Origin of the sequence: Xenorhabdus sp. IM139775, assembly GCF_028598745.1 — a bacterium.
Classification (GTDB): domain Bacteria; phylum Pseudomonadota; class Gammaproteobacteria; order Enterobacterales; family Enterobacteriaceae; genus Xenorhabdus.
Map to the genome: position 1 here is coordinate 26,504 of NZ_JAQRFK010000013.1, position 26,396 is coordinate 52,899.

Annotated in this window: 19 protein-coding genes and 1 tRNA gene; 11 read left to right on the forward strand and 9 right to left on the reverse strand. The window is 46.1% G+C overall.

Annotated features, from left to right (window positions below):
• Positions 1–199 precede the first annotated feature (199 nt).
• Positions 200–291, reverse strand: a tRNA-Sec gene (locus tag PSI17_RS04785).
• Between the two features lie 224 nt (positions 292–515).
• On the opposite strand from PSI17_RS04785, the gene prlC reads away from it, so the two are divergent.
• Both prlC and rsmJ read left to right on the forward strand, forming a co-directional pair.
• Positions 516–2,558, forward strand: a complete 2,043-nt coding sequence (gene prlC, locus PSI17_RS04790) for an oligopeptidase A (RefSeq protein WP_273550875.1) — start codon at positions 516–518, stop codon at positions 2,556–2,558.
• Positions 2,559–2,564: 6 nt separating this feature from the next.
• Complete coding sequence (gene rsmJ / locus PSI17_RS04795) at positions 2,565–3,308, forward strand: 16S rRNA (guanine(1516)-N(2))-methyltransferase RsmJ (protein ID WP_273550876.1); 744 nt, start codon at positions 2,565–2,567, stop codon at positions 3,306–3,308.
• Between the two features lie 19 nt (positions 3,309–3,327).
• Here rsmJ and gdhA read toward each other — a convergent pair whose 3' ends face one another.
• Together gdhA and uspA are read right to left on the reverse strand one after the other, a co-directional pair.
• Complete coding sequence (gene gdhA, locus PSI17_RS04800) at positions 3,328–4,671, reverse strand: NADP-specific glutamate dehydrogenase (RefSeq protein ID WP_273550877.1); 1,344 nt, start codon at positions 4,669–4,671, stop codon at positions 3,328–3,330.
• A gap of 259 nt (positions 4,672–4,930) precedes the next feature.
• Entirely contained in the window at positions 4,931–5,362 is a 432-nt protein-coding gene (gene uspA / locus PSI17_RS04805; protein WP_273550878.1) for a universal stress protein UspA, read from the reverse strand.
• 299 nt (positions 5,363–5,661) lie between these two features.
• Here uspA and uspB point away from each other — a divergent pair, with 299 nt between their 5' ends.
• Positions 5,662–5,991: a universal stress protein UspB gene (gene uspB, locus PSI17_RS04810; protein WP_273550879.1), complete on the forward strand. Its 330-nt coding sequence runs from the start codon at positions 5,662–5,664 to the stop codon at positions 5,989–5,991.
• A 94-nt stretch (positions 5,992–6,085) separates the two neighbouring features.
• Here the strand turns inward: uspB and pitA are convergent, their stop codons facing one another.
• Positions 6,086–7,579 (reverse strand): inorganic phosphate transporter PitA, encoded by a 1,494-nt coding sequence (gene pitA / locus PSI17_RS04815; protein ID WP_273550912.1) that lies wholly within the window; start codon positions 7,577–7,579, stop codon positions 6,086–6,088.
• A 299-nt stretch (positions 7,580–7,878) separates the two neighbouring features.
• Here pitA and PSI17_RS04820 point away from each other — a divergent pair, with 299 nt between their 5' ends.
• On the forward strand, positions 7,879–9,081 hold the full coding sequence (locus tag PSI17_RS04820; protein ID WP_273550880.1) for an NAD(P)/FAD-dependent oxidoreductase: 1,203 nt from the start codon (positions 7,879–7,881) through the stop codon (positions 9,079–9,081).
• 93 nt (positions 9,082–9,174) lie between these two features.
• On the opposite strand, the gene PSI17_RS04825 is transcribed toward PSI17_RS04820, so the two are convergent.
• The gene (locus PSI17_RS04825) at positions 9,175–10,092 is read right to left on the reverse strand and encodes a LysR family transcriptional regulator (protein ID WP_273550881.1); all 918 of its coding nucleotides are present in this window, start codon (positions 10,090–10,092) and stop codon (positions 9,175–9,177) included.
• Positions 10,093–10,372: 280 nt separating this feature from the next.
• Between PSI17_RS04825 and PSI17_RS04830 the strand changes: the two genes are divergently transcribed.
• The 7 genes from PSI17_RS04830 to PSI17_RS04860 all read left to right on the forward strand — a co-directional run bounded on the left by PSI17_RS04830 (position 10,373) and on the right by PSI17_RS04860 (position 20,738).
• Positions 10,373–11,584, forward strand: coding sequence for an MFS transporter (locus tag PSI17_RS04830; RefSeq protein ID WP_273550882.1), 1,212 nt, complete (start codon positions 10,373–10,375; stop codon positions 11,582–11,584).
• Between the two features lie 1,138 nt (positions 11,585–12,722).
• Positions 12,723–13,856 carry a LuxE/PaaK family acyltransferase gene (locus tag PSI17_RS04835; RefSeq protein ID WP_273550883.1) on the forward strand — a complete coding sequence of 378 codons (1,134 nt, stop codon included), beginning with the start codon at positions 12,723–12,725 and terminating at the stop codon, positions 13,854–13,856.
• Position 13,857: 1 nt separating this feature from the next.
• Complete coding sequence (locus tag PSI17_RS04840) at positions 13,858–16,293, forward strand: acyl-CoA reductase (protein ID WP_273550884.1); 2,436 nt, start codon at positions 13,858–13,860, stop codon at positions 16,291–16,293.
• A 15-nt stretch (positions 16,294–16,308) separates the two neighbouring features.
• Entirely contained in the window at positions 16,309–17,565 is a 1,257-nt protein-coding gene (locus PSI17_RS04845) for a phenylacetate--CoA ligase family protein (protein WP_273550885.1), read from the forward strand.
• Positions 17,566–17,576: 11 nt separating this feature from the next.
• Positions 17,577–18,506, forward strand: coding sequence for a GNAT family N-acetyltransferase (locus PSI17_RS04850; protein WP_273550886.1), 930 nt, complete (start codon positions 17,577–17,579; stop codon positions 18,504–18,506).
• Between the two features lie 282 nt (positions 18,507–18,788).
• Positions 18,789–19,949, forward strand: a complete 1,161-nt coding sequence (locus PSI17_RS04855; RefSeq protein WP_273550887.1) for an MFS transporter — start codon at positions 18,789–18,791, stop codon at positions 19,947–19,949.
• A gap of 78 nt (positions 19,950–20,027) precedes the next feature.
• Positions 20,028–20,738, forward strand: a complete 711-nt coding sequence (locus PSI17_RS04860; protein WP_273550888.1) for a pirin family protein — start codon at positions 20,028–20,030, stop codon at positions 20,736–20,738.
• Between the two features lie 96 nt (positions 20,739–20,834).
• Here PSI17_RS04860 and pckA read toward each other — a convergent pair whose 3' ends face one another.
• The 4 genes from pckA to PSI17_RS04880 all read right to left on the reverse strand — a co-directional run bounded on the left by pckA (position 20,835) and on the right by PSI17_RS04880 (position 26,169).
• A complete protein-coding gene (pckA, locus tag PSI17_RS04865) occupies positions 20,835–22,454 on the reverse strand; it encodes a phosphoenolpyruvate carboxykinase (ATP) (protein WP_273550889.1) in 1,620 nt (539 codons plus the stop codon).
• A 249-nt stretch (positions 22,455–22,703) separates the two neighbouring features.
• Positions 22,704–23,570, reverse strand: a complete 867-nt coding sequence (gene hslO / locus PSI17_RS04870; protein WP_273550890.1) for an Hsp33 family molecular chaperone HslO — start codon at positions 23,568–23,570, stop codon at positions 22,704–22,706.
• Positions 23,557–23,988, reverse strand: coding sequence for a ribosome-associated heat shock protein Hsp15 (gene hslR / locus PSI17_RS04875; RefSeq protein WP_273550891.1), 432 nt, complete (start codon positions 23,986–23,988; stop codon positions 23,557–23,559). The genes hslO and hslR overlap by 14 nt, the downstream gene beginning before the upstream one ends.
• An 81-nt stretch (positions 23,989–24,069) precedes the next feature.
• On the reverse strand, positions 24,070–26,169 hold the full coding sequence (locus PSI17_RS04880) for an IgaA/UmoB family intracellular growth attenuator (RefSeq protein WP_273550892.1): 2,100 nt from the start codon (positions 26,167–26,169) through the stop codon (positions 24,070–24,072).
• Between the last annotated feature and the right edge of the window lie 227 nt (positions 26,170–26,396).

Here is a 26,396-nt window from a genome sequence, read left to right on the forward strand (position 1 = left end):
ATGGCACAGCGTTAAAAAGTTCCTTAGCTAATCTTTAATACACAGTCTTACAAACGCGACAGCGATATCCAACTAAAATATCTTGTGAAAAATCGACATAAAATATCAACATTAACTATATCATTAGAAAAAATAGCGAGTAATTTATGATTAAAATTAATTTTTGGTATTTTATTCTAAAAAAACAGGCATCAAATAGCGGAAGATCACAGGAGTTGAACCTGCCGAGGGTCGCTGGCGACCCCATCTGGATTTGAAGTCCAGCCGCCCCACCGGGGACGATGATCTTCCATTAATAAATTAATGATGGGCAGGGATTATAGCGCGTTCCCGCTAATATCTAAACTTCCCCGTGACTTCACAGATCCCTGATAGAAAAAGAGCCTAATTATTCACATAAAAGAGCGGTATTAGCATTGAACTCACAGTATCCTATCCCCATCTATCGTCAACAACCCATTGGGCTATAGTGCCGGTTTCTGCCTGTACCCAACTACACATATAAGGCGCTCATTATGACTAATCCGTTACTGACACCTTCTGCATTGCCTAAGTTTTCTGCCATCGAACCAAAACATGTCGTGCCTGCTGTGAAAGAGACGTTAGCCAATTACCGTCAAGTCATTGAGAAGATTTTATCCGAAAACGCCGCTTTTACTTGGGACAATCTGTGTCAGCCCATTTCAGAAGAGAAAGATAAACTTTCCCGCGTGTGGTCGCCAGTCGGACATCTGAATGCGGTCAAGAATAGTCCGGAACTTCGCGAAGCCTATGAGCAAAACCTGCCCCTGCTCTCCGAATTCGATACTTGGCTGGGGCAGCACAAAGGGTTATATCAAGCCTATAAATCGCTGAAAGAGAGCCAATCTTTCGAAACCCTTTCCCTGCCACAGCGCAAAGTTGTTGACGATACGCTGCGTGATTTTGAATTGACCGGCATTGGTTTGCCCGAAGAGAAACAGAAACGTTACGGTGAAATGACTGCCCGTTTGTCTGAGCTGGGCGCGAAGTTCGGCAATAATGTGCTGGATGCCACCATGGGATGGACCAAGCTGATGACCGATGAGTGCGATCTGGCCGGTCTGCCAGAGAGTGCCAGGGCCGCCGCCAAAGCCGCTGCCGAGGCCAAGGGGCTGGATGGATGGTTGTTGACGCTGAATATGCCAAGTTATCTGCCAGTCATGACCTATGCCGATGATCGTGAACTGCGCAAGGAAATATATTACGCCTATACGACCCGTGCGTCTGATCAAGGGCCGGATGCCGGAAAGTGGGATAACAGTGAAGTGATGGCGGAAATACAGGCGTTGCGTCATGAACTCGCCCAATTGCTGGGGTTCAAGAACTATGCTGAAAGTTCCCTAGCGACCAAAATGGCTCAAACACCTCAGCAAGTGCTCGATTTCCTGAATGATCTCGCCAAACGCGCTCATCAACAAGGTCAGGATGAGTTGCAGACTCTCACCGATTTCGCCAAATCTCACTACGGTGTTGAAGCGCTGGAAGCGTGGGATCTGGCTTATTATAGCGAGAAGCAAAAACAGCACGACTTCTCTATTGATGATGAACAACTGCGTCCTTATTTCCCTGAACAACGGGCGCTGGAAGGGCTGTTTGAAGTGGTTCACCGCATTTATGGCATCAGCGCCAAAGAGCGCCATGATGTGGATACATGGCATCCTGATGTGCGTTTCTTTGAGCTATATGATGATAGCCAAGTATTGCGCGGCAGCTTCTATTTAGATCTTTATGCCCGTGAGCATAAACGCGGTGGTGCATGGATGAACAGTTATGTCGGCAGAATGCGTCACGCATCCGGCGAATTGCAAAATCCCGTTGCTTACCTGACTTGTAACTTCAACGAACCCGTCGGTGATCAGCCCGCCCTGTTTACGCACGATGAAGTCATCACGCTGTTCCATGAGTTTGGGCATGGCCTGCACCATATGCTGACCCAGATTGACGCCCTGGACGTTGCCGGTATCGATGGTGTACCGTGGGATGCGGTAGAGTGTCCGAGCCAGTTTATGGAAAACTGGTGTTGGGAGCCGGAAGCATTGGCGTTTATCTCCGGCCACTATCAGACTGGGGAGCCTCTGCCAAAAGAGATGCTGGATAGTATGCTGGCCGCCAAAAACTATCAGGCGGCCATGAAAATTCTGCGGCAGCTTGAGTTTGGTTTGTTCGATTTCCGCCTGCATGTGGAATATGATCCCGCTAAGGGATCACAGATTCTGGAAACGCTGCAATCCGTGAAAAAACAGGTTGCTGTTGTGCCATCGCCAGATTGGGGACGCTTCCCGCACACCTTTAGCCATATCTTTAATGGCGGCTATGGCGCGGGTTATTACAGCTATCTGTGGGCGGATGTTCTGGCAGCCGATGCCTATTCTCGCTTCTCAGAAGAGGGAATTTTCAATCGCACAACGGGTCAGTCATTCCTCGACAATATCTTGTCCCGTGGCGGTTCAGAAGATCCCATGACACTGTTTGTCCGCTTCCGTGGCCGTCAACCAGAACTGGATGCCATGCTAGCAAGCTACGGCATCGGCGGATAATCACCTGTGAAGATTTGTTTGATTTGTGAAGAAGGCGCTGATCACAGCGCCTTATCGCGCTTGGCTGAACGTTGGGATTTGATCCACGATGAAGAGTCCGTCATGGCGCTGGTATTGACGGCCGAACGGCTGGAATTACGCAAACGCGATGAACCCAAGCTGGGCGGGATTTATGTCGATTTTACTGGCGGGACGATGGCACACCGCCGCCGCTTTGGTGGTGGTCGTGGCGAAGCCGTCGCGAAAGCGGTCGGCATCAAGAAAGATTATTTACCTGATGTCGTGGATGCCACCGCCGGATTGGGACGTGATGCTTTTGTGCTGGCTTCTGTCGGCTGCCATGTCAGGATGTTGGAGCGTAACCCCGTGGTAGCCGCATTGCTGGATGACGGCCTACAGCGTGGCTATCAGGATGCAGAGATTGGTGGCTGGCTGAAACAGCGCCTGACCCTGATCCCTGCCTCAAGCATTACGGCATTGGCTAATATTACACCACCGCCGGATGTGGTTTATCTCGACCCGATGTATCCGCATAGACAAAAAAGTGCGCTGGTCAAAAAGGAGATGCGTGTTTTCCAATCGCTGGTCGGGGCAGATGAGGATGCTGACAGTTTGCTGGCTCCTGCCCGCGCACTGGCGAAACGTCGGGTTGTGGTGAAACGGCCGGATTATGCAGAACCACTCGCAGGCATTAAAGCGTCCGCCGCCGTTACCACCAAAAACCACCGTTTCGATATTTATCCCTGCTGACGGCGTTTTTTATCCAGGGCTACACAATGCCCTGTGATAACATCGCATCCGCCACTTTGACAAAGCCGGCGATATTCGCCCCTTGTACATAGTTGGTTTGTTTCCCTTCTCCGCCATACTCTACGCAAGCCTGATGGATATCGAGCATGATGTGATGCAAACGAATATCCACTTTCTCCGCTTTCCAGCTCAGGCGCGCTGCATTCTGTGCCATTTCCAGCCCCGACGTTGCCACGCCACCCGCATTAGCGGCTTTACCGGGTGCAAATAAAACGCCTGCTTCAACGAAAGCCGCAGTCGCCGCAATGGTCGCCGGCATGTTGGCACCTTCCGCAACGGCTTTCACACCATTTTTAATCAACGTTTTCGCCGCTGCCGAATCCAGTTCGTTCTGGGTTGCACAAGGCAGGGCAATATCGACAGGAATAGACCACGGATCTTGGCCCTTAAGGAAAGTCAGGCCACGCTCTTTGGCATACTCTTCCACACGGCCGTAACGCTGATTTTTGATCTCTTCAAGGTGAGCCAGTTTCTCCGGCGTAAAACCGTCCTCGTCCAATACCGTACCGCCTGAATCCGAAGCCGTAACAACCTTCGCCCCCAGTTCCATACATTTTTCAATGGAATATTGGGCGACATTCCCGGCACCGGACACAGAAACCCGCATACCTTCAAGCCCGGAGCCATGACGCTTAAGCATTTCATGGGTGAAATAAACCAACCCATATCCGGTGGCTTCGGGGCGGATCAGGCTGCCACCAAAAGAAAGCCCTTTGCCCGTAAAAACGCACGCTGTATTGTTGGACAGTTTTTTCATCATGCCCGCCATAAAACCGACTTCGCGACTGCCTACGCCAATATCTCCGGCAGGCACGTCGGTATCCGGCCCCAAATAACGGTAAAGTTCTGTCATCAGGGACTGACAGAATCGCATGATTTCACCGTGGCTTTTCCCTTTGGGATCGAAATCAGAACCGCCTTTTCCGCCGCCCATCGGCAATGTTGTCAGCGCATTTTTCAAGGTTTGTTCAAAGCCTAAGAATTTCAGGATAGAAAGATTAACCGAAGGATGAAAACGCATCCCTCCCTTAAATGGCCCGATGGCAGCATTAAATTGCACTCGCCACGCACGATTAACCTGTACTTTCCCTTGATCGTCCACCCAGCAGACGCGGAATTGGATCACTCGTTCCGGTTCCACCAGACGTTCCAATAACCCTTGCTCACAATATTGTGGATTTTGTTGAAGAAAAGGCCAGAGAGAGGTCAACACTTCTCGTACTGCCTGTAAATATTCTACTTGATGCTGATTACGGGATTGAACCGAATCGAGAAATGAAACTAAAGATGATGAAATATTCATTTTGGGCTTCCTTTTTGTCATTCAGAAGTGATGACCCCCAGCCATTTTCCATATTATTTTGTTGTCGAAAATGTGAGGTAATTACGGTTTGCTTTCTGAATATATCACTATTTCATGCTTAAATTTCAACAACTATTTCTTATAGGTTTTCCAAAAAATAACTTTTATAATTTCTAAAGCAGTTTCATCACCTTTTCTGGGGACAAAAAAATCGCCTGCATGAGCAGGCGATTTTACAGAATAAAATATCAACCGAAGATTATTCTTCGTCACGCAAAGGTACGATCAACATATCAATATGAACGGTGTTAATAAGCTGGCGAGCCGAAGACATCAATTTGCTCCAAAAATCCTGATGATGACCACATACAACCAAATCCATGTCGTACTTTTTAATAGCATCAACAAGGACTTGACCTAAATCACCGCTGCCACTCAACGTTTCCTGAACCGGATAACCTGCACCGGCAGATAAATCTTTCAGGGAATTGCGCGTTTCATCCGCAATACGTTCCTGCATATCGCCAAGGTTTACGTCAATCAGGCCGGTGTAAAGATCAGAGTAGTTAACATCAACATGGATCAGGGAAACTTTGGCATTGTACGGTTTCGCCATTGACACAGCTTTCTCCACCAAGACCTGACTTTCCGGAGATAAATCAACCGCAACAAGAATATGTTTATAAGCCATAAGAGCTCCTTCCATAACGTCAATTAAACGGATTGGCAATATTAAACGCCATGATTCGATGTTTATACTATAACTGCTCAATATGTCTTTTGAGTGTTGTTTCGATCACAACTTATTGTTTTACTTTCCAGCAGACTATCCACACTAAAGAATGACACGCCCACAATAATCCCAATTTGACACTGTATTTTTACCAAATATTTAATATAGTTATTACTCAAATAAAAACTTTTCCGATTGGTTTCTTCTTTAACGGGCAACATGAGCCACTTTTGCTGCCGCTATCAGGAGGGGGAAGTATGTTCAATACCACTGCACTATTTTGGGCAGTTTGCCTTATCTGCATTATTAATATAATTCGTTACTTTTCTTCGCTCCGTGTACTGCTGTCGATTTTACGCGAGTCAGACCCAATGCTGTATCAATCCGTTGATGGAAATGGTTTTTTTAAAACTCATGGTCAGTTCAATAAACAGATTAGGCTCGTGCGTTATATCAATTCACAAAGCTATATCAACCATCACGACCCTGATGTCATCTTGTTCTGCGAAAGGATAAGGAAACAATTTATATTGATGGAAATGCTCTGTGGCATTGTGCTGCTATGCCTGATAGCGATTGTGATTTAGCGTCAATTTGAGATGAATGTAAACCAAAAACCAATGAAAATAAAAAAGGTTGGCCTGCAATAGCGAGCAGCCAACCTTATTTTCTACAACGTCATTAGATCAGTTTCAACGCGATCCAATACAGTACGCCTGACAATGCAATGGAAATCGGCAACGTCAAGACCCACGCCAGCATGATATTTTTGATGGTCTTGCTTTGCACACCACCACCATCAACCAGCATCGTACCTGCAACCGCAGAAGAGAGTACTTGTGTCGTGGAGACGGGCATCCCCGTATAACTGGCAACACCAATAGAAACCGCCGCAGTCACCTGAGCAGAAACACCTTGCGCATAAGTCATGCCTTTTTTGCCAATCTTCTCACCGATAGTCACAGCAACCCGTTTCCAACCGACCATAGTGCCCAAAGACAGGGCAAGTGCCACCGCAATAATGATCCACAATGGCGCATATTCCACCGTATTCAGCAGATCTTTACGCAGTTTATTCAGGAAACGCGCATCTTCATGGCTGGTTTCGGGTAACTTAGCCACCGCGCTGGCCGTATCGGTGATGCACATCAGCATACGGCGCATACTGTTGCGTTGATCCGGGTTCAACTCGCTGAAATTATGGATATTCGCCAGCATATTTTCAGTCTTGTTCAACACCACCAACGCGCGTGAGTTATCGCAATGGAACGCCATATCCGGCTGCTCTTCAACAGAAGACGTCGCGGCGGGATGCAACTCAATTGCATGAGCCAATGCCGGGGCATGCTGCCCATAATACTGCTGCAAGTGGACAACGGCATCATGAGTGCGGGCGATATCATAACTGGTTGAATTCATATTGACGACAAAACCCGCAGGTGCAACGCCAATCAGAACCAGCATAATCAAACCGATACCTTTCTGACCATCATTCGCGCCGTGGGAGAAACTCACCCCAACAGCCGAAAGGATCAGGGCAGTCCGTGTCCAGAATGGCGGTTTACGTTTACCATCCTGTTTTTCACGCTCAACAGGCGTCATGTGGATACGACGACGTTTCTTTGTACCACTCCAATAACGGCGCAGTAAAAACACCATCGCTCCGGCAATCACCAGACCAACAAGCGGAGACAGGATCAAGGACATGAAAATCTGTATCATCTTCGGAATATTCAAGGCATCAACCACCGAAGAACTGGTCACTATCGCATTGGTCAGGCCGATGCCGATAATAGAGCCAATCAACGTATGGGAACTTGATGCAGGAATACCGAAATACCACGTACCTAAATTCCAGATGATCGCCGCCAGCAGCATGGAGAACACCATAGCCAAGCCGTGCGCCGAACTGACATTGAGCAGAAGATCCGTAGGTAGCAGATGCACAATCGCATAAGCGACGCTTAATCCACCAAGAAGCACACCCAAAAAATTAAAAACCCCAGCCATCACAACAGCAAGCTGTGAACGCATCGCCCGGGTATAAATAACAGTTGCTACTGCGTTTGCGGTATCATGAAACCCATTGATGGCTTCATAAAAAAGCACAAACAACAGAGCAAGCACTAACATGAGGCCGGTATAAAATTCCAGGCCAGTAAACAGATGTAGCATAGACGTTAAGCCAGTTAGTAGGACATGAACGCGCGCATTATCAGTGACAAACGTTAGCGGGAAAAGAGAAATATGACCTTTTTTTGATTTAATCATGGTCAAATAGCATGAAAATTCTTGCATTTATTAAATATATCAAAGAGTTATTTAATTTTAATATTTTGATATTTTTTTTAATGGGAAATAACTTTTTACCGCAGAAAGTTAAACCAAATGCCTATTTTTCTCTGTAGTTCGTGAACAGAGCCTTCACAATGCCGTGAATTCCTACAAATAACTCGGCCGCAAGAGACAAACGAATGGAAAAATTTGATGTAGTTATTATTGGTGCCGGCGCTGCCGGCTTATTTTGTGCTGCGCAGGCAGGACAAGCCGGATTAAATGTTTTGGTATTGGATAATGGCAAAAAAGCAGGCCGCAAGATTTTGATGTCCGGTGGAGGGCGCTGTAATTTTACCAACCTGTATACCGAACCGGCAGCATACCTTTCTGCCAACCCCCATTTTTGTAAGTCAGCACTTGCTCGCTATACCCAATGGGATTTTATTGATCTGGTACAACGCCATGCTATTCCTTATCACGAAAAAGCATTGGGGCAGCTTTTCTGCGACGACTCAGCGCAACAAATCTTAGATCTGCTGTTGAAAGAGTGCGAAACAGGAGAGGTCACCATTCGGCTACGCAGTGAAGTCACTCATGTCGAGAAAAAAGAGCCGGGTTTTGTTATCACGACGGCAGGGAAAGAAGTAAGTGCGCACTCACTTATTGTCGCGTCCGGGGGATTGTCCATGCCCGGCTTGGGCGCTTCTCCTCTGGGTTACCGCATCGCAGAGCAATTTGGACTCAATATCCTGCCTACACGAGCGGCATTAGTCCCTTTTACTCTGCATAAACCGCTACTGGAACAACTCCAGATGCTCTCCGGTGTCGCGGTTCCTTCTGTTGTGACCGCAAAAGACGGCACCCTATTCAGGGAAAATGTTCTGTTCACCCATCGCGGTCTTTCCGGCCCGGCTATTTTGCAGATCTCCAGCTATTGGCAGTCAGGTGAATATGTAAGTATTAACTTACTTCCTGATACCGACTTAGACCATTTTCTGGATAAAGAACGGGAATCGCATCCCAACCAGAGTTTGAAAAACACACTGGCTAAATTACTGCCCAAACGTTTGGTGGAATGTTTGCAGTCCCTTGGGCAATTACCGGAGCTGTCCCTGAAACAACTGAACCTCACCCAGAAAAAAGCCCTGCTCACCACCCTGCAAGGCTGGCAGGTACAACCCAACGGAACAGAAGGCTATCGCACGGCGGAAGTCACCCTTGGCGGCGTGGATACGCATGAGTTGTCATCAAAAACCATGGAAGCCCATAAAGTGAAAGGACTGTACTTTATTGGCGAAGTGGTTGATGTCACCGGCTGGCTTGGGGGATATAACTTCCAGTGGGCATGGAGCTCGGCATGGGCTTGTGCGCAAGCGTTGGTATCCGAGGATAGGAAATAAAATAGCAGCTTGTTCACTTTAACAGATGGCGTTGGTTGGATACGAACACCATCTGTACGTACGTTGAGAAAGCAGATATAGCATAGGTTAATTTTAAGGTTGTACCGCAGGCTTCTCATTCAGCAAACTGTTTAAACCATTTATGACCACTTCTCTGGTTTCGTTTTTCCTCATTGCGGCATAGACATCAATATTCAGGGATTGAGCCACATCATCCACTAATTCCCGATAACAAAGCCCTTCTTGATTAAATATACACATGGAGCGCGGCATGAGCGCCATTCCTTTTCCTCTTGCAATAAAGGAAAGCATCACCAGTGAATCATCAGGTTCCCTGCGCCTTTTCAACAAGAAAGGCAAGCGCTGAAAATATTTTTCACATTTGTCATAAAAAACAGGATTTGCGTTCCTTGAAAACCAAAAGAGAGGAAGATCTGAAACATCGGTAAGAGAAATTTTTTCTTTCAGACTGCTGGGGTGAGATGATGGAATGGCCAGTAAAAGTGGTTCCCGATAAAGCCAGTGAAATTTAAAATCATGTTCACTGTGCAAACTTCGCTCTCCAGTAATAACAATATCCATTTGTCCTTTTGAGAGAAAATTCAAAAGTTGACTGGAAGCCAAGTGCTGTATATCAATGTCGTCAAACATGAGGGTTTTTATTTTATACCCAAGTTCGGGTATATTGTCGAAATTCAGCGTTCTGGTCAGACCAATCCGCAAATGCGTTTTCTCGTTTTTAATTTCACGCATAAACAATGTAAATTCATTGATAAGATAGGTTGCTTTTTCAACAAGCATCAGACCCGTATCGGTCAGGTGAACCTCATGAGTATTACGCGCAAAAAGTTCACACCCAAGCGTTTCCTCAAGACATTTTATATGTCGAGTCAGGGGAGGTTGCGTCATGCGTAACCGCTCTGCGGCCCTTCTAAAATTAAGCTCCTGAGCAACGGCTAAAAAACATTGTAACTGTTTTATGCTGGGTAGCTTATTGTTAATGCTGTCCACAGATTCTCCATTAATTGGGTGACCTATTAATTGACAAGTACATTGTCATTTTACTTTGTCACCTTATCTCACTTCAATTTTTCTGCAAATAAATTGTAAATTTTCATTAACAAAGCAATCGAGACGCTCATTGATATAAAAAGTGAATTACAAAATTAACAATTCTCATGAAATCTTATCATGGTAATTATACAAACGAAATTCATAACCACTGCGTATTTAATATGTCTACAAAATATGTGATGGAATCATATTTAATACTGATTAAAGGTCGTCATTTATGACTACAGAAATGAGAAAACCTGAAATGACATTCAGGGCATGGTTAGCTTTATTTATACTCTCTATATCAACATTTACGATTGTGACAACGGAATTGGCTCCGGTCGGTCTGCTAACTCCTATGGCAGCAGGGCTTTACACTTCAGAATCCAGTATTGGCATGACAGTATCACTTTACGCCTGGGTTGGTGCACTCAGTGCACTTTTTGCCTCTGTATTTCTGGGTAATTTACCCAAAAAGTTACTTTTGTTAACGCTAACCGTCATTCTATTCATCTCCAATGTCTTGTCTGCAACTGTTGATTCATTTGAAGTACTACTGGTTGCCCGGGTCATTGGTGCGCTGGCACACGGTGCGTTTTGGGCGATGATCGGCGCAACAGCCGTGGCAATGGTGCCAACAAAATATCTGGGTGCCGCGACGTCCATTGTCTTTGGCGGTGTATCCGCTGCCAGCGTATTTGGTGTCCCCCTGTCTAACTATATAGGATTGAATTTTGGTTGGCGTCAGGCCTTCTGGTTGATGGCTGTGCTCAGTGTGATTGCATTTATTGGTATTATGCTTATTCTCCCTAAGATCACAGCCAAAAGTACAATTGGCATTAACGCGTTAAAAGGCGTTCTGGGTTCAGCGACACTGTGGAAAATCTATTCCGCCACACTATTTGCTATTTCCGCACATTTTGCCGCGTTTACTTTTATCGAACCCTGGCTTCACTCACAACCAACACTGTCTAAAAGTTTCATTCCTGCAACCCTATTCATTTATGGAATTGCGGGTCTGGCAGGTAATTTCCTCACGGGTATGATTATTGATAAATATCTAAAAGCGACTGTCGTACTGTCGGCTTTACTTATTGGTATTGTACTGTTGATGTTAGGTAATAATTCGGAGTCACTATCACGCGCTAATATCCTGATTGCTTTGGTTGTGTGGGGAATCTCAATCTCAGGCGTCTTCGTTGGTTTTCAAACATGGGTTCTCCGTCTAGCGGGTGATGCAGCTTTCCCAGCATCGGCTGTTTACGTTTCATTTTTTAACGGCGCAATCGGCATTGGCGCTTCAGTGGGGGCCTGGATAGGTTCAGCATTATCACTTCAGGTGTTATTTGTGACAGCGGGTGTCACCATCGTGCTGTCCATACTTTTCGTCACGATAATCCCCTCAAGTAAACCGATTAGTGAAAAACTCACAGAGAAAACCCTATGAAAAAAGAGACTAACCACATACCAAGCTGCTATCGCTGCTACAACAAAATCTAACCCAAATAAACTGCCCGGAATTCCGGGCGGGATTAAACGGATATTAGTTAAGCATTAAAGTGAGTTGAAGTTCATGAAACAGAAAAATTATACCTATTTGGACATCCCTTAATAATACAACTCTTTAATTACGCTCTTTTAGAAAAAATCACCCAATAATGCGGACGCTGGATTAATACAATAAGAACAACAGGCCGTTTTTTAGCGGTTGACTCAACTGTGTTACATTTTTCAGTATCTTAAACAACAAAATAGCGACCTAAAATGAAAAAACAAACATTACCAATGGTTGACTCAAGGGCTAAGATCCCCGATTCAAGGCATCAATATTCCACTACACTTTATTTTTATTCCATTCATTAAATATCTTCTCCATTACCCCTTTGATATTTCTTAGGAAGATTAACCTGTCTTTAATAACTCAATATCAATTTTCTGATTTGATTATTCAATTCGATTTAATTTATTAAGTTAACTTGAAAACAAGTATTTTATCAACTACCCGTTTACCAAAATAAAATTAATCCAATCATTACATAGTAATAAATAATGATTGCGACGTACTAAATAATGATTGAGTTAAGGACAATAACTAGACAAAATATTAGAAAAACAGTTTGATTGTTAGCATTGGGTTTGGAATAATGCGCTCCGCAAACGCAGGACTGACATTAATGCTAAAGTTGGTAATAAAACAGGGCGAGAGCGTGAACGTTTTTTGAGCTTGAAATGTATGCTACGCAACCATAATTAGAATAAAGATCACTCAATCTGGTCTTGTTAAAGTATGAATTAGTGCTTTATTTACACAATTCGTTCAAAAATTAGTCTTTCATGCTCTCGCCCTGGGTAATAAAACCTATTACCATCCATAAAATCAATGTTTTTAAAAAAAAGCTCATACACTGTCAGCCTCCAACACATCATATTCCAATAATGCCCAGAAATTAAAATAGGGTCTTTAAATTCATTGTCATAGGTAATAAATATCGTCTATTAAAATTTATTACTTTGAATCAAATAACAACAAATTAATTCCTTAATTAATCATCCTTCGTAGTTGTTACTGAAAAATGAGTACTGATATGCAAAATTTACCTTACGTCAAAGCACTACGTGCTATCGCACATCCTTACCGTGCCTGCGCCGAATATGATGCCTTATTTAATCACGCCATGCGTGAATTGACGCTATACCATTGTGAACATACTTCCGGTTATCAGCGATGGCTGGCCGATCAGGGGCTGGATAAACAAGCGATAATGGCGCTGGATGATTGGTCAAAGCTGCCTTTTCTATTTGCCAATTATTTCAAACGTAATCTGATCCTCAGTGAGAGTGCAGATGATGATGCGCTGGAACTGACCTCTTCCGGAACTACCGGCCAGAAAAGCCGCATGCGCTATGATCCTGCAAGTATTACGGCGGCCCAGTATATGGTGAATTGCATTTTTGACTATTATGGCTGGAATACCCCGGATCAACCGTGTAACTATCTACTGCTTAGCTACGAACCCGCAGGTGCCATCACGCTGGGCACAGCCTACACCGATCAGTTCCTGTGCAAATATGCGCCGGCCAATCGGGCCTGCTATGCCTTGCGCCATAATGGGCAAGGTAATGAATTCGATCCCTTCGGGGCGATCACGGCACTCCAGCAATTTGCTCAGGAAGGGTTGCCGGTACGTATTTTCGGTTTCCCCGCCTTTTTGTGGTTTACCCTGCAAAGAATGAAGCAAATGGGTCTGCCGGCATTAAAATTACATCCTGAATCGCTGGTTTTCCTCGGCGGAGGCTGGAAAACACATGTCGATCAATCCATTCCCAAAGAAGAACTGTATCGACGGCTAACCGAACAACTGGGTATCCCTGATGCTCGATGTCGTGATGGTTATGGTTCAGTTGAACACCCGGTTCCTTATGTTGAATGCTCCCGCCATAATTTCCACGTTCCCGTCTATGCCAGAGCCTATGTGCGCCATACCGCCAACCTGACCTGCCAACCTTATGGAGAACCCGGTTTTCTGCATTTTATCTCACCTTATATCACTTCCTGCCCAGCCCACAGCATTGTGACCAGCGATCTGGCCGTACTGCATTCCGGCAAAAGCTGTGGTTGTGAACTGGACACAGATTGGTTTGAGCTGCTTGGCCGGGCCGGTACCAGTAAAAACCGTAGTTGCGCGATTGCCGCTTCAGAATTGATTAAGAGATCTTGATATGTCTTCCATAAAAACTGACTCGATAAAAACAAGGAATAACCCGGTTTCCCCAGAACTGTTGGCCGAACAAAAAATCGCGACACTACGCGAGCGATTACCTGAGTTGCTGGCTCGTCCGCATACTTCTGAACAGGTACTTGATTGCGCACAACGCTTTACTGAATATCTGGCCAATCTGAGTGCGCACCCACTGTTTGATACCCAAATCCGGGAGGAACTTATCGCTTTTTGCCAACGTGAAGCGCTGGCGACCAAACTGGAGCGGGAACTCGGACAAAACGCGTTTTCGCTGCGTCGATTCGATTATAACCAGAACCGGTATGAGACTTGGAAACCGTTGGGATTGGTCGTCCATATTACGCCCTCCAACGCGAAACTTCTGCCCTTTATGGCCGTGCTCGAAAGTTTGCTGGTGGGTAATATTAACTGGTTACGCCCAAGCAGCAGCGATAACGGGTTTAGTGCGCTACTTTGGTCAGAATTTTTAGCCCACGATATTTCTGGGGATTTGGCTGATCGGGTCACTGTATTGCCGTTGCCGGTCACACAACTGGCAGAATTGTTTAGTCAGGCTGATGCGGTTTCGGCCTGGGGAAGTGACGCTTCCCTCACATCCATACGTACCCAACTGCCCGCAGGTTGCCGTTGGATAGATTGGGGACACCGTATCAGTATGGCTTGGTTAAGCCCTGAGTCGGCCGATGATACCCAATTGGACGCATTGGCTGATGATGTCTGTCGTTATGACCAACAAGCCTGTTCCAGCCCACAGTGTTTATTAGTGGATAGCGATGATCCGGAAGTATTACAACATATCGGGCAACGCATGGCTGCCGCCCTGCAACGCCGCGCCGGATTACACCCAGCCCTGAAACCGGATATTCAGGAAGCCGCAGAAATTACCACCCAAACCGCTTTCCAGCAACTCGATTTTGCTTTTGCGCAAATCAACGGTGAAATTTGGCAAGCCGACGGGTGGCGGGTGATATGGCGACACGAAGAAGAATTAGCCGCGTCGCCTTTGTTCCGTACATTGCAGGTACGTCCTGCTCCACGTCAGCGCCTGTGCTCTATTTTGCTGCCCTGGCGTAACCATCTGCAAAGCTGTGCTCTGATTACCCGCCAAGAACATATCAGCGAAATGAGCCATATCCTGTTTGCTGCGGGTATCAGCCGTATCACCCCGGCAGGTCAGATGCATGACGGCTATCGTGGTGAACCCCACGATGGGGTCTATGCACTGGCACGCCTGACCAAGCGCGTATCTGTCAGCCTTGCGCCGGATTTAATGGCGGGTTGCGCCCACCTTGATGTTCCTCCCGATCGTCCACGCGGGTTAGAAAATCTTCCCGTGATGAATAAGGCCGATTTTCAAGCGATGATCCCTAATGATAAGGCCCGCCTGTTTTTCCGCAGTGGCGGCAGCAGTGGGATACCTAAACTGGCCGCCTATAGCTACCGTGATTACCATCGGCAGATGCAGGCCGCCGCCGATGGTGTATTTGCCTCCGGGCTTGAACCCGCAACCGATCGCGTCATGAATCTGTTATATGGCGGGAAACTGTATGGTGGCATGATGAGCTTCTTCACCATTCTGGATAAATTGGGCGTGACGCAATATCCCATGGGCGGGCCGGCTGACAATGACTTTAGCGAAATCGCTGATTTTATCGTGCAACAACGTATTAATACGCTGGTCGGCATGCCAAGCACACTGCACCGGTTATTTCTGAATGAAGAAACCAAATTACGTCAATATGGTGGCATTCGTAAGCTATTTCTGGGTGGCGAACACCTTAATATTAACCAACGGCATTTTCTGGCCGGTTTTGGCGTCACCCTGATACGTTCAACTATTTACGGTTCAGTCGATGCCGGCCCTGTCGGCCATGCGTGCGCGGCCAGCGAAGACGGCGTGTTCCATTTAATGGCTGACACGCAATGGCTGGAAATTCCCAATGTAGAGAATGATCACCCCGTGGCAGAGGGCGAAACCGGACGTCTGGTATTTACTTCCCGCCACCGTGAGGCTCAACCCGTCCAACGCTACGATTTAGGCGATCTCGGCGGCTGGATTAACCCACCTTGTTCTTGTGGCCTGACTTCACCGCGTTTCCGGCTTAAAGGGCGACATGACTCCCTGCTACGCATAGGAAGTATCTTTTTCAATCTTGCTGATTTATCTGAGCAACTGGCATTGCCAGTGCAATGGATCATCGATCATAACAGTGAAGGCATCGATAACATCCAACTCTTGGTTGATCATGCCGATCCCCTCACCGTGCGTCAGAATTTATTGAAAGATCCCAAAATTACTGAAGTGGTTAGCGGAAATCTGCTGAATTTAGACGTGACTTCCACCCCAGCCGCTGAATTTCGCCGCAATGAACATAGTGGAAAAACCCCGTTGTTCATCGACTTGCGTAAATATTAATTGAGTAAAATTCAGATGATGACCAGAACAACATTGATTGATTTGCTCCATCATGCACGCGAGCATTCTGCTTATTACCGACAACACTATCAAGCCATTCCCGATAATTGGACGCTGGAAGATTTGCCCCTCGTGGAACCCAGTCATTACTGGGCACATTCAAACGATCTACCAACCTGGCCGGTGCTGACTGCACCGCTGGAAGGCGGTCATGTGTTTAAAACAGGTGGCTCCACCAGTGATGGGCGGTTATCCGTTTTCAGCCAACAAGAGTGGCAAGCATTCATTGCTTCCTTTGGCCAAGGTATTGCCCGCCAGTTAAAGCATGGCGATCGGGTCGCCAACCTGTTTTTTGCCGGTGATCTTTATACCAGTTTTCTCTTTATCCACGGCGCATTATCGAATGCGCCACTCCCCATCATAGAATTTCCTTTCACCTGCAAAGTAGAGGATGAATTGCTGATTAACAATATCCGTCTGCATAACATCAATGTGCTGGCGGGTGTACCGGCGCAATTAATCCGTCTGGCGCACTATCTGAAAGACAGGGGGCAAGCATTGCCGATGGTGGAGACCATTCTTTACGGTGGAGAAAGTCTGTTTGATGCACAGATCGCTGTCATACGACACGTTTTTCCTCAGGCCCGTTTAGGCTCAATCGGGTGTGCCAGTGTCGATGCCGGTTTGATCGGCTTTGCTGATCCAGAATGCCGGCAGGGAGAACACCACGTATTTAGTGATGACACGATTGTTGAGATCGTGGATGAAAGCAATCATCAGCCCATTACTGTGCTGGGAAAGCATGGCCTGCTGGTTGTCACTAACCTGCAACGACGCCTTATGCCGGTGATCCGCTATCCTACCGGTGATCTGGCCTGCTGGTGCGAACCAGAACAACCAAGCCGTAAATTCGCCCTGCAAGGACGTGCTGATCAGGGCTACCGTATACGATTTGGCACACTGTCATTATTCCCTGACGATTTAGCCACACAGCTATCACAACAAACGGAACTTTTGGCCTGGCAATTGGTGTTAAGCCAGAAAGCGGGGCAAGATCAGATCCGGTTATTGGTAGCAAGCCTGCAAACGGTGGATATCGACAAAATACGCCACCGTGTCATGACAGCCTTTCCCAATCTGGCAAAAGCATGCCTACATCAAAACATGCTGGAGATCGTGCAAATCCACATTGAGGATATGTATACACATCCACGATCAGGTAAATTGCAGCGAGTTGTGGATCTACGCCGTTATACCTGTCGTTATAACTAGGGTTGAAATCGATGACTATCTTCCCATCTGCTATTCAGATCCGCAGCTATCAGTCAGGCGATGATAAAAAAATCAGCCAGTTATTTCGGGAGGTTTACGGCGATGCCTATGTCTACCCTGACATCTATCTGCCAAGACTTATCAATGACTACCAAACCTCAGGGCAATGGCACTCGGCCTTGGCATTCCATCAGGGGCAGCTTATCGGTCATGCTGCTTTGGTGAAAGATGCTGTGCAGAAAAATCAGGCAGAGCTGGCACTGATTGCGGTGTATCCCGATTTTCAAGGTCATGGCGTGGCCAAGTCTCTGGGCAGTTATTTATGCGGTTATGCGCAAGAGCAAGGTTATAATTTACTGACGATAAAACAGGTCTGTTCACACCCGAAGAGCCAGTACATCGCCCGAAATTTAGGTTTCTATTCTACGGCTCTGATGCTGGATTATGTCGATTCGCCATTTGGCTTACCAAAACCTGAAAGTATCGTTCAGGGCATCTTGCCGCTTAAATCATTGCCACTGCCTAAGCTGAACTGGCCCCGTCCTTGGCAAAATTGGGTTTCCCGAATTAGCCAATATGTTGGTGAAGCATCACAAAATGCCCAATCTGCGCATCGGCACGCCATGATCCCTACGCCATTTACCCTTAAAAAATCCGGCCGGCGTTTGGAGATCACCCTTTACGAAGTCCATTCTGACTTTTTATCGGAGGTCATCAATTTTCCCGCCGGGCAGTTAATCTATTTGAAGTTGCCTGCGTGTGAAGAGGCGCTGGGATTGTGCCCATTACTTAAAAAAGGCGGATTCCGCTTCGCCGGACTTTGCCCGGACACCCATGATGGATGGTTTTTGCTGTGGCTACGCGGCTACCAATTAACGCCCTATCAATTTCACGACACAGGGACTCAATATCTCTATCAAATGGAATTGGGGGTGAGCTGACAACATAACTGTATTTTACACATTTGGTTAAAAAAACACTTTACAAATGATATTGAGAACGATTATCATTCTTAGCACTTTCAGTGCACCACCTTCAGGGTCCATGTGAAAGTACGACATTGCTCACATTGCTTCCAGTGTTTACTTTTATAGGCCAACTTTTATGTTGGCTTTTTTTTGCCTGAAATTTAACGCCAAATATTAAATTAACAATTTATTTACTTTTTGTTTACGTAAATCTTTGCATAATGAGAAAACCTACAGAATTCACTTAATCCATCAATGCAATCAAAATCAATCATCATTAATTCGTGCGTTATTCTCGTATTGGGATTATTTTCCATCGATCTCTATAATCCGGCGCTACCTGCCATAACATCCGCACTCGCAATAACGAATAATCAAGCACAAGGTCTTGTCGTTTATTATCTATTGGGTTTTGCTGTGTCTCAGCTATTTTATGGCCCCCTTTCCGATAAGCATGGGCGTATCCCTGTTATTTTATTTTCCTTATTATTTGCCGCCGTTGGTAATTATTTGACCTCGATGGCCGAATCATTTCACACGCTGTCGTTATTCCGACTGCTGACGGGGATTGGCGCTGGCGGGTGCCCGGTTATCAGCAGAGCGATACTCAGTGATACTTTCCGTGATAAGACAGAATTATCCAAATCATTGGCTGTTTTTTCGATGGCATCACAAGTTTCGCCGGTTATTGGCGGATATATCACACAGTATCTGCCCTGGAAATTTAATTTTATCGCGCTCGCCATCATGATGCTGATAGGCCTATTTTTTGTGAAGATGACGTTGCCAGAAACATCGCCGGTGAAATCAACAGGTAGTGGTAGGATAACCGGTTTTCGAATTCTGTTATCTGACGTTAATTTCGTTGCATACAGTGTTGTCTCTGCCGTTTTGTTTGCTATTACCATTGGCTATTTTACTGCCAGTCCTTTCGTCTTTCAGACACAGTTTGATTTATCCGCATCCCAGAATGGATATCTGTTTATGATCTATTCTGCCGGGATTGTAATAGGCTCATTACTGACAAAAAAATGGCTGTCACACGCTGCCCCTGAAAAAATTCTTAAAGTTTCGCTTCCGTTATTACTTTTCTTTACCGCAGTAGCGCTCATTTCGCTTTATTTCACACAGATATTATCAATTGCATTTATCACTATTTATAGTTTTACGGTGGGACTCGGATGTGGACTTTCTTCCCCGCTATTACTTGGGATCAGCTTACACGGGCATCCTGAACTGTCCGGAACCGGGAGTGCTTTACAAGGCGCACTAAAAATGGCCGGCTCGGCTATTGCATTATTGTTTTTCGCCAGCGGGCATACAACCACTGCGGCAGGTTTAATGTGGGGGCTTTTCATCCTTGCCCTGATTTGTTTTAATCGCCTTTACCCAATACATTTCATTCAAATATTTTGAATCCTAAGATTAAATTTTCAACCTTTTATATTTCAGTCCTTCAACTAGACTACCAAAAAACATTGAGGGATTTTGAAGATGATCTACTTACGTCGGGCTTCAGAACGCGGTCACGCTAATCACGGCTGGCTGGACAGTTGGCACACTTTTTCGTTCGCTGACTATTATGATGCAAATTTCATGGGATTTTCTGCACTCAGGGTGATTAACGAAGATGTGATTGACGCGGGTCAAGGCTTCGGTATGCACCCGCACAAGGATATGGAAATCTTGACCTATGTGCTGTCTGGAACAGTCGAACATCAGGATAGTCAGGGGAACAAAGGGCAAGTGTCTGCCGGAGAATACCAGATTATGAGTGCAGGCACGGGTATCCGTCACTCAGAATATAACCCACAGCATGATAAGCCATTACATCTTTACCAGATCTGGATCATGCCGGAAAAAACGGGACTCACTCCCCGCTATGAACAACACCGCTTTAATACTCCCGAAGGGCGTCAATTGGTTCTCTCTCCTGATGCCCGTTCCGGCTCCCTGAAAGTTTTTCAGGATATGACATTATGGCGTTGGACATTGAAAAATGGCGAACAGGGTGAATATCAGATGGAAAAAACGCGAAACATCTGGATTCAGGTCGTTCGTGGTGAAGTGATGATTAATGGAATACAAGCTACCACCAGCGATGGGATCGCTATCCGGGATGAATCCCATCTCCACTTAGCTGCAAGCCAAGAAAGTGAGATCTTACTGTTCGACTTACCGCCCAGCAGCTTACCCTCTAACTAATCGTGGTTTTTGTATCACGGGCTTCGGGTATTGCAGAATAGGCATTGAGAAAGAACGCTATTCAGTGAAATAGCGTTCTTGCATGGAAAAGTTACATTACCGTTTAGGACCCGCTTTCACTAATGCCGCGCCCGCCGCAGTATCCGTATATTTATCGAAGTTATCAATAAAGCGCTGTGCCAAATCTTTTGCTTTCACATCCCATTCGGATTTATCGGCATAGGTATTGCGCGGATCTAAAATGTTCGTCTCTACGCCCGGCAACGTGGTCGGTACAGCCAAATCAAAAATCGGCAGTTGAATGGTATCCGCATCTTCAATGTCTCCATTGAGGATCGCATCGATAATTGCACGGGTATCTTTGATGGAGATACGTTTGCCTGTGCCGTTCCAGCCCGTATTGACCAGATAGGCTTTCGCTCCGGATGACTGCATGCGCTTAACCAGAACTTGCGCATATTGCGTCGGATGCAGTGACAGGAATGCCGCCCCGAAGCAAGCAGAGAACGTGGGTGTGGGTTCTGTTACACCGCGTTCAGTGCCGGCTAATTTCGCCGTGAAGCCAGACAGGAAATGATATTGGGTCTGTTCCGGGGTTAAGCGGGATACCGGTGGCAAGACACCGAAAGCATCGGCAGTCAGGAAAATGACTTTAGTCGCGTGCCCTGCTTTGGATACCGGCTTAACGATGTTTTCAATGTGGTAAATCGGATAAGACACACGGGTATTTTCTGTTTTGCCGCCATCATTGAAGTCAACCGTACCATCCGCCCGTACCGTGACATTCTCCAGCAGCGCATCACAGCGAATAGCGTGATAGATATCCGGTTCCGCCTCTTTGGAAAGATTGATGGTTTTCGCGTAGCAACCGCCTTCAAAGTTAAACACGCCGTCATCGTCCCAGCCATGTTCGTCATCACCGATCAACTTACGTTTCGGATCGGTGGAAAGCGTGGTTTTCCCGGTTCCAGAAAGACCGAAGAAAATAGCGACATCCCCCTCTTCACCCACGTTGGCGGAACAGTGCATAGAAGCAATCCCTTTCAGTGGCAACAGGTAGTTCATCATTGAGAACATCCCTTTTTTCATTTCACCACCGTACCAAGTTCCCCCGATCAACTGCATGCGCTCTGTCAGGTTAAAAGCAACAAAGTTTTCAGAATTCAGCCCCTGCGCTTTCCATTGTGGGTTCGTGCATTTGGCCCCGTTCATCACAATAAAATCCGGCGTGAAGCCAGCTAACTCTTCATCTGACGGGCGGATAAACATATTTTTCACAAAATGTGCCTGCCACGCCACTTCAGTAATAAAACGCACTTTCAGACGAGTATCCGCATTAGCGCCACAGAAAGCATCAACCACAAACAAACGTTTGCCTGAAAGCTGCTGAGTCACCAGACCCTTAAGATGAGACCAGGTTTCCTGACTGAGCGGTTTATTGTCGTTCTTGCCTTTGCCCTGATCAGCCCACCATACGGTATCGCGGGAGACATCATCGCGGACAATATATTTATCTTTCGGGGAGCGCCCCGTGAAAATCCCCGTATCGACGGCGACAGCACCAAGGTCAGTCAATGTGCCACGCTCATAGCCTTGTAGTGAGGATTGAGTTTCTTCAGAGAATAACAATTCATAACTTGGGTTATAAACAATTTCACTCACACCGCGAATACCATAAACCGCAAGTTCCTGCTCAGTAATGCCTGTCACGCTCATTTGTTGCTCCTGGTCAGTTATACTTTCTCTCTGCGGGGGATAATAAATAATTATGACTAATTAACCGCGATTGTTATCAAAAAATTGGAATTTTATTGCTTTTTTTAAGGTTATATGAGACGCAGAACACGAAATAGGGGGAATAACTCAGAATAAACAGGGCGTCAGTAACGCCCCATGCGAACTCATGATTTAACAATTGGTGCCACTATGTGCAACCCGACAGGCAATGCAGCCGCTTAATCAGTGTCAATGCGCTTTTTTTGCCGCCTTTATCTCGCTGATATCTTTCTCATTGAAAATATAGTGCATACCACAGAATTCGCATTCCATGTCGATTTTGCCATCGTTGTGCAAAATGTCCTGAATATCCGCTTCCGGTAGTATCACCAGCGTGTCAGCACAACGTTGATGGGAACAGGTGCAACGGAATTCGACTGGCTGGGGTTCATACAGCGTGACATCTTCTTCATGATAAAGGCGATGCAAAATTTCTTTCGCATCCAGCGTAAACAGCTCTTCTCCCTTGATGGTTGCAGTCAGTTGCACCAAATGATCAAGCGTATTTTCGCTGCTTTCCTGCGCTCCCGGCAAAATCTGCAACAACATACCGCCTGCTGCCAGTTTGCCATCCTGCATCCCAGTACGAATAAACAGACGGGTGGGTAACTGTTCTGACTGTCTGAAGTACACATCCAGACACTCTGCCAAGGTATGACCTTCCAGTGCCACAACACCCTGATAACGCTCGCCTTCTGTTGGTGTCACGGTGATGACCATATACCCCTTGCCGATCATGTCATGCAGGCTGCTTGCGGCATTCACTTCGCCATCAATGCGAGCCGTGCCGCGCATCTGTTGCAGGTTATTGCCATTAATGACCGCCAGTTTGACCGGCCCGTCACCCTGAATCTGTACCGTGATATCGCCATTGAATTTCAATGTGGCGGTCAACAGGCTGGTTGCGACCAACAATTCACCCAATAGCTGCTGTACGGGTTGAGGAAAATGGTGATTCTCCAGCATCCGTTGGTAAGTTTCACTCACGGAAACGAGTTCCCCCCTGACAGAATGGCTTGCAAATAAAAAGCGGTGTAATTGGTCATGTTTGATCATAAATCTCTTCCGACTCATTTAATTTTGTGTTCTTGAATTTTATTAATGTACGCCGTTCTTTTTTATCTGGACGACGATTGGGATGCGGCATGGTGAGCGCATTCATTTTACGCGCCAAGGCCATTTTTTCCCGATTGGTAATACTTTCTGCCGTCTCTTGATAAAGCTGCTGGGCTTCGGTGGCACTCCGCCTGTGACTGCTCAATGCCAAGACGGTGACTGTTTTTTCATCATTCCCCTGACGCAGTTTGATTTGCGCATTCAACTCAACCAGCTTACTCGGCCTACTCCGCTGCCCATTATAATGGACTTTCCCCCCTTCAATCATTTCACGCGCAATGGAACGGGTTTTATAAAAACGGGCAGCCCACAACCATTTATCAAGACGAATCGCCTGATTAGTGTCTGAATTCTGCATGGATATTTCTCCCAATGATCTCATTCACATGTTTAATCGGTGCTGGCAAAAAACGGGCTGAGGGTAACACAGCCTGCTGGATTATCGCCAATCCATTGGCGGCGGTGGCGCATTGAAACAGTTATCGTAGTATTGCGTGATATGTTGAAGACGCCGCTGGTTTCTCTGCTTTTTCTTGATAATCAATACGAGGTTGATGATCAACATTGCCGACAAGATTGCCCCCAGCAGGCAACTTCCCAGATAACGAATGACAGACGTGGAATCCGGCTCACGATGCAATATGATATGACGCGTCCCATTGGGATCTTCTGACAATTTTGTCACAATCCCCTCGGTTTCGAAGGGGGTCTTCATCAACAATTCCAAGAGCCCCTGTAATTCCCGCCATCGGTCTAAGGCAGAGTGTTCATAGATATATTGTGTCCGCATCGGGTATTCAACTAATGTCTTTCCCTCATCACTCAGCAGTAAGACGCCTCCCGGGGATGGACTGTTGATCAGAATAACCATCCTATCGATCTCCCGATAGATAAATGATGCCGTCGTGCTATCAACCAGCTTTTCCAACGCATCGGCACTGATAGAACGCAATAACACTTTATTTCCAGCCAGCTTTCCGCTTGCTGCATCTTTCAACAATTTATCCCAGTTTTTGGCATTGCCCAAATTGACCAGCGCATTTTTCAAACGGTCACAATCCACATCGTTCTGGCACAACTTTTGGGTTTTCAAAATGATTTGTGAAAAATTGTCGAGCAGGGTCATGCCCGATTGAGCAATCGCGTCATTCAGACTGGGATTAATTTTACGTTCAACGGGATGTAATTGCTCACTAACGGTTTTAAGCAGCGATGTCGCATTTTCGACAACTTCCGACTCCAGCATGGGTAATGGAATTTCACTATTCCAATAGATACCCACACAATCAAAGGGCGCAAATATAGTAATGTTGGCTTTGGGCATGATATTAGGCGGAACATAACACATCCCAACACCTTTCACCTTTAACACATCCCCTTCTTTCAACGGCATATTTTTTAGTTCATTGAAACTGGTAATGACTTTGGTATTACTGCCATATAACCAAGCAAAACTCAGCCGTAGGGATAAATTCACGGGTTGGTAAAAATAAAGCAACAGCATGATAAGTACAGAGAAAACCACCAATATCACATTCTTCCTGCTACGCTGATAAGCATAGTGCTTTTCTTCTTCATGTAAAGAGAGGAAGCGCCCCTGCCGCACAACATGGCAGTTAGTGTACATGTCGATATCGGTATTCTGATCAAGATAATGGGAAATATAAGGCCCCCAATGTACGGGATAAACCAGATCAATGCCGCCCAGAGAGATATTCTTTTTTTGCTCCGGCTCAAACTCGCTAAATACGCCCCATCGTTTGGGAATGCCATTAAAGCAATGGATGTTGGCTAATTTTCGGCCCGGTGGCAGTCGAACATGCAGCCAGCAGCTCCCGAGAATAAACAGGAACGCCGCCAACATTAACCACGGCAATATTGGCATGGGCACGAAAAGGGCCACAAACCACAGCGATAAACCCGCACACATTAGAATACTTTCCTGAATGCCCGTTGATTTCCGCAGGCGATATTCTTCTAAGGTTTCCTTGCGGACATACAGTAAGTTAGCACTCGAATTGCCGTTTTTTTGAATGGAAGCCTGCTCGGTTTTTGCCGCGACTCTCGTGATGTACAAATCTTGCTGATAATCTTTCAGAAAGCGGCCATTAACCGCGATAACAAGCGGCATTGATGCGGTTTGAACAATTTCAATCGTATTCTGCTGCTTGATAAATGGCTCAAGCAACACGGGCAAATGTATTTCCGTTTCACCAAGATAATAGCGCCAATGGTGCACACCATCCGTAGCGGAAGAAAAACGGGTAATGGGGTGAGTGGTGGTATAAACATCACCCGGTTTAACAGGCAGCACCGAATAACCCGCCCGGTGCCTATCCGGCTTCATCAGCAGACGGGCATTGTGCAAATAAGATTCTATGGCTTGATATTCGTCGGTATTCAATTTACGGCAGACCGTTTTCGTCATCGACTGTAGATAACGCGCGTTATCAAGCCGCCTCCATCTGAAAATCAGAAAGGAGGCCATTATAATCAGGCTAATGATAAATATAGCCAATATAATGACCAATGAGCTCATTTTTTCCCCACGCTCACGACAGCAGTACAGAGTTCAGCAGAATAACAATCTCATGAAACACACAGAATCAGGCTATTCCTATTCTTGCCTTCTATTTTAATTTTATTTACAAAAGGTTATATAATTTTTCTCATACCTTTCCATAAAATAAAGACTTTTTGCAAGGGTAAGATAGCAACAAAAATACATTCAAGCGATAATCGCTATCATTTACTAACATAATCGGC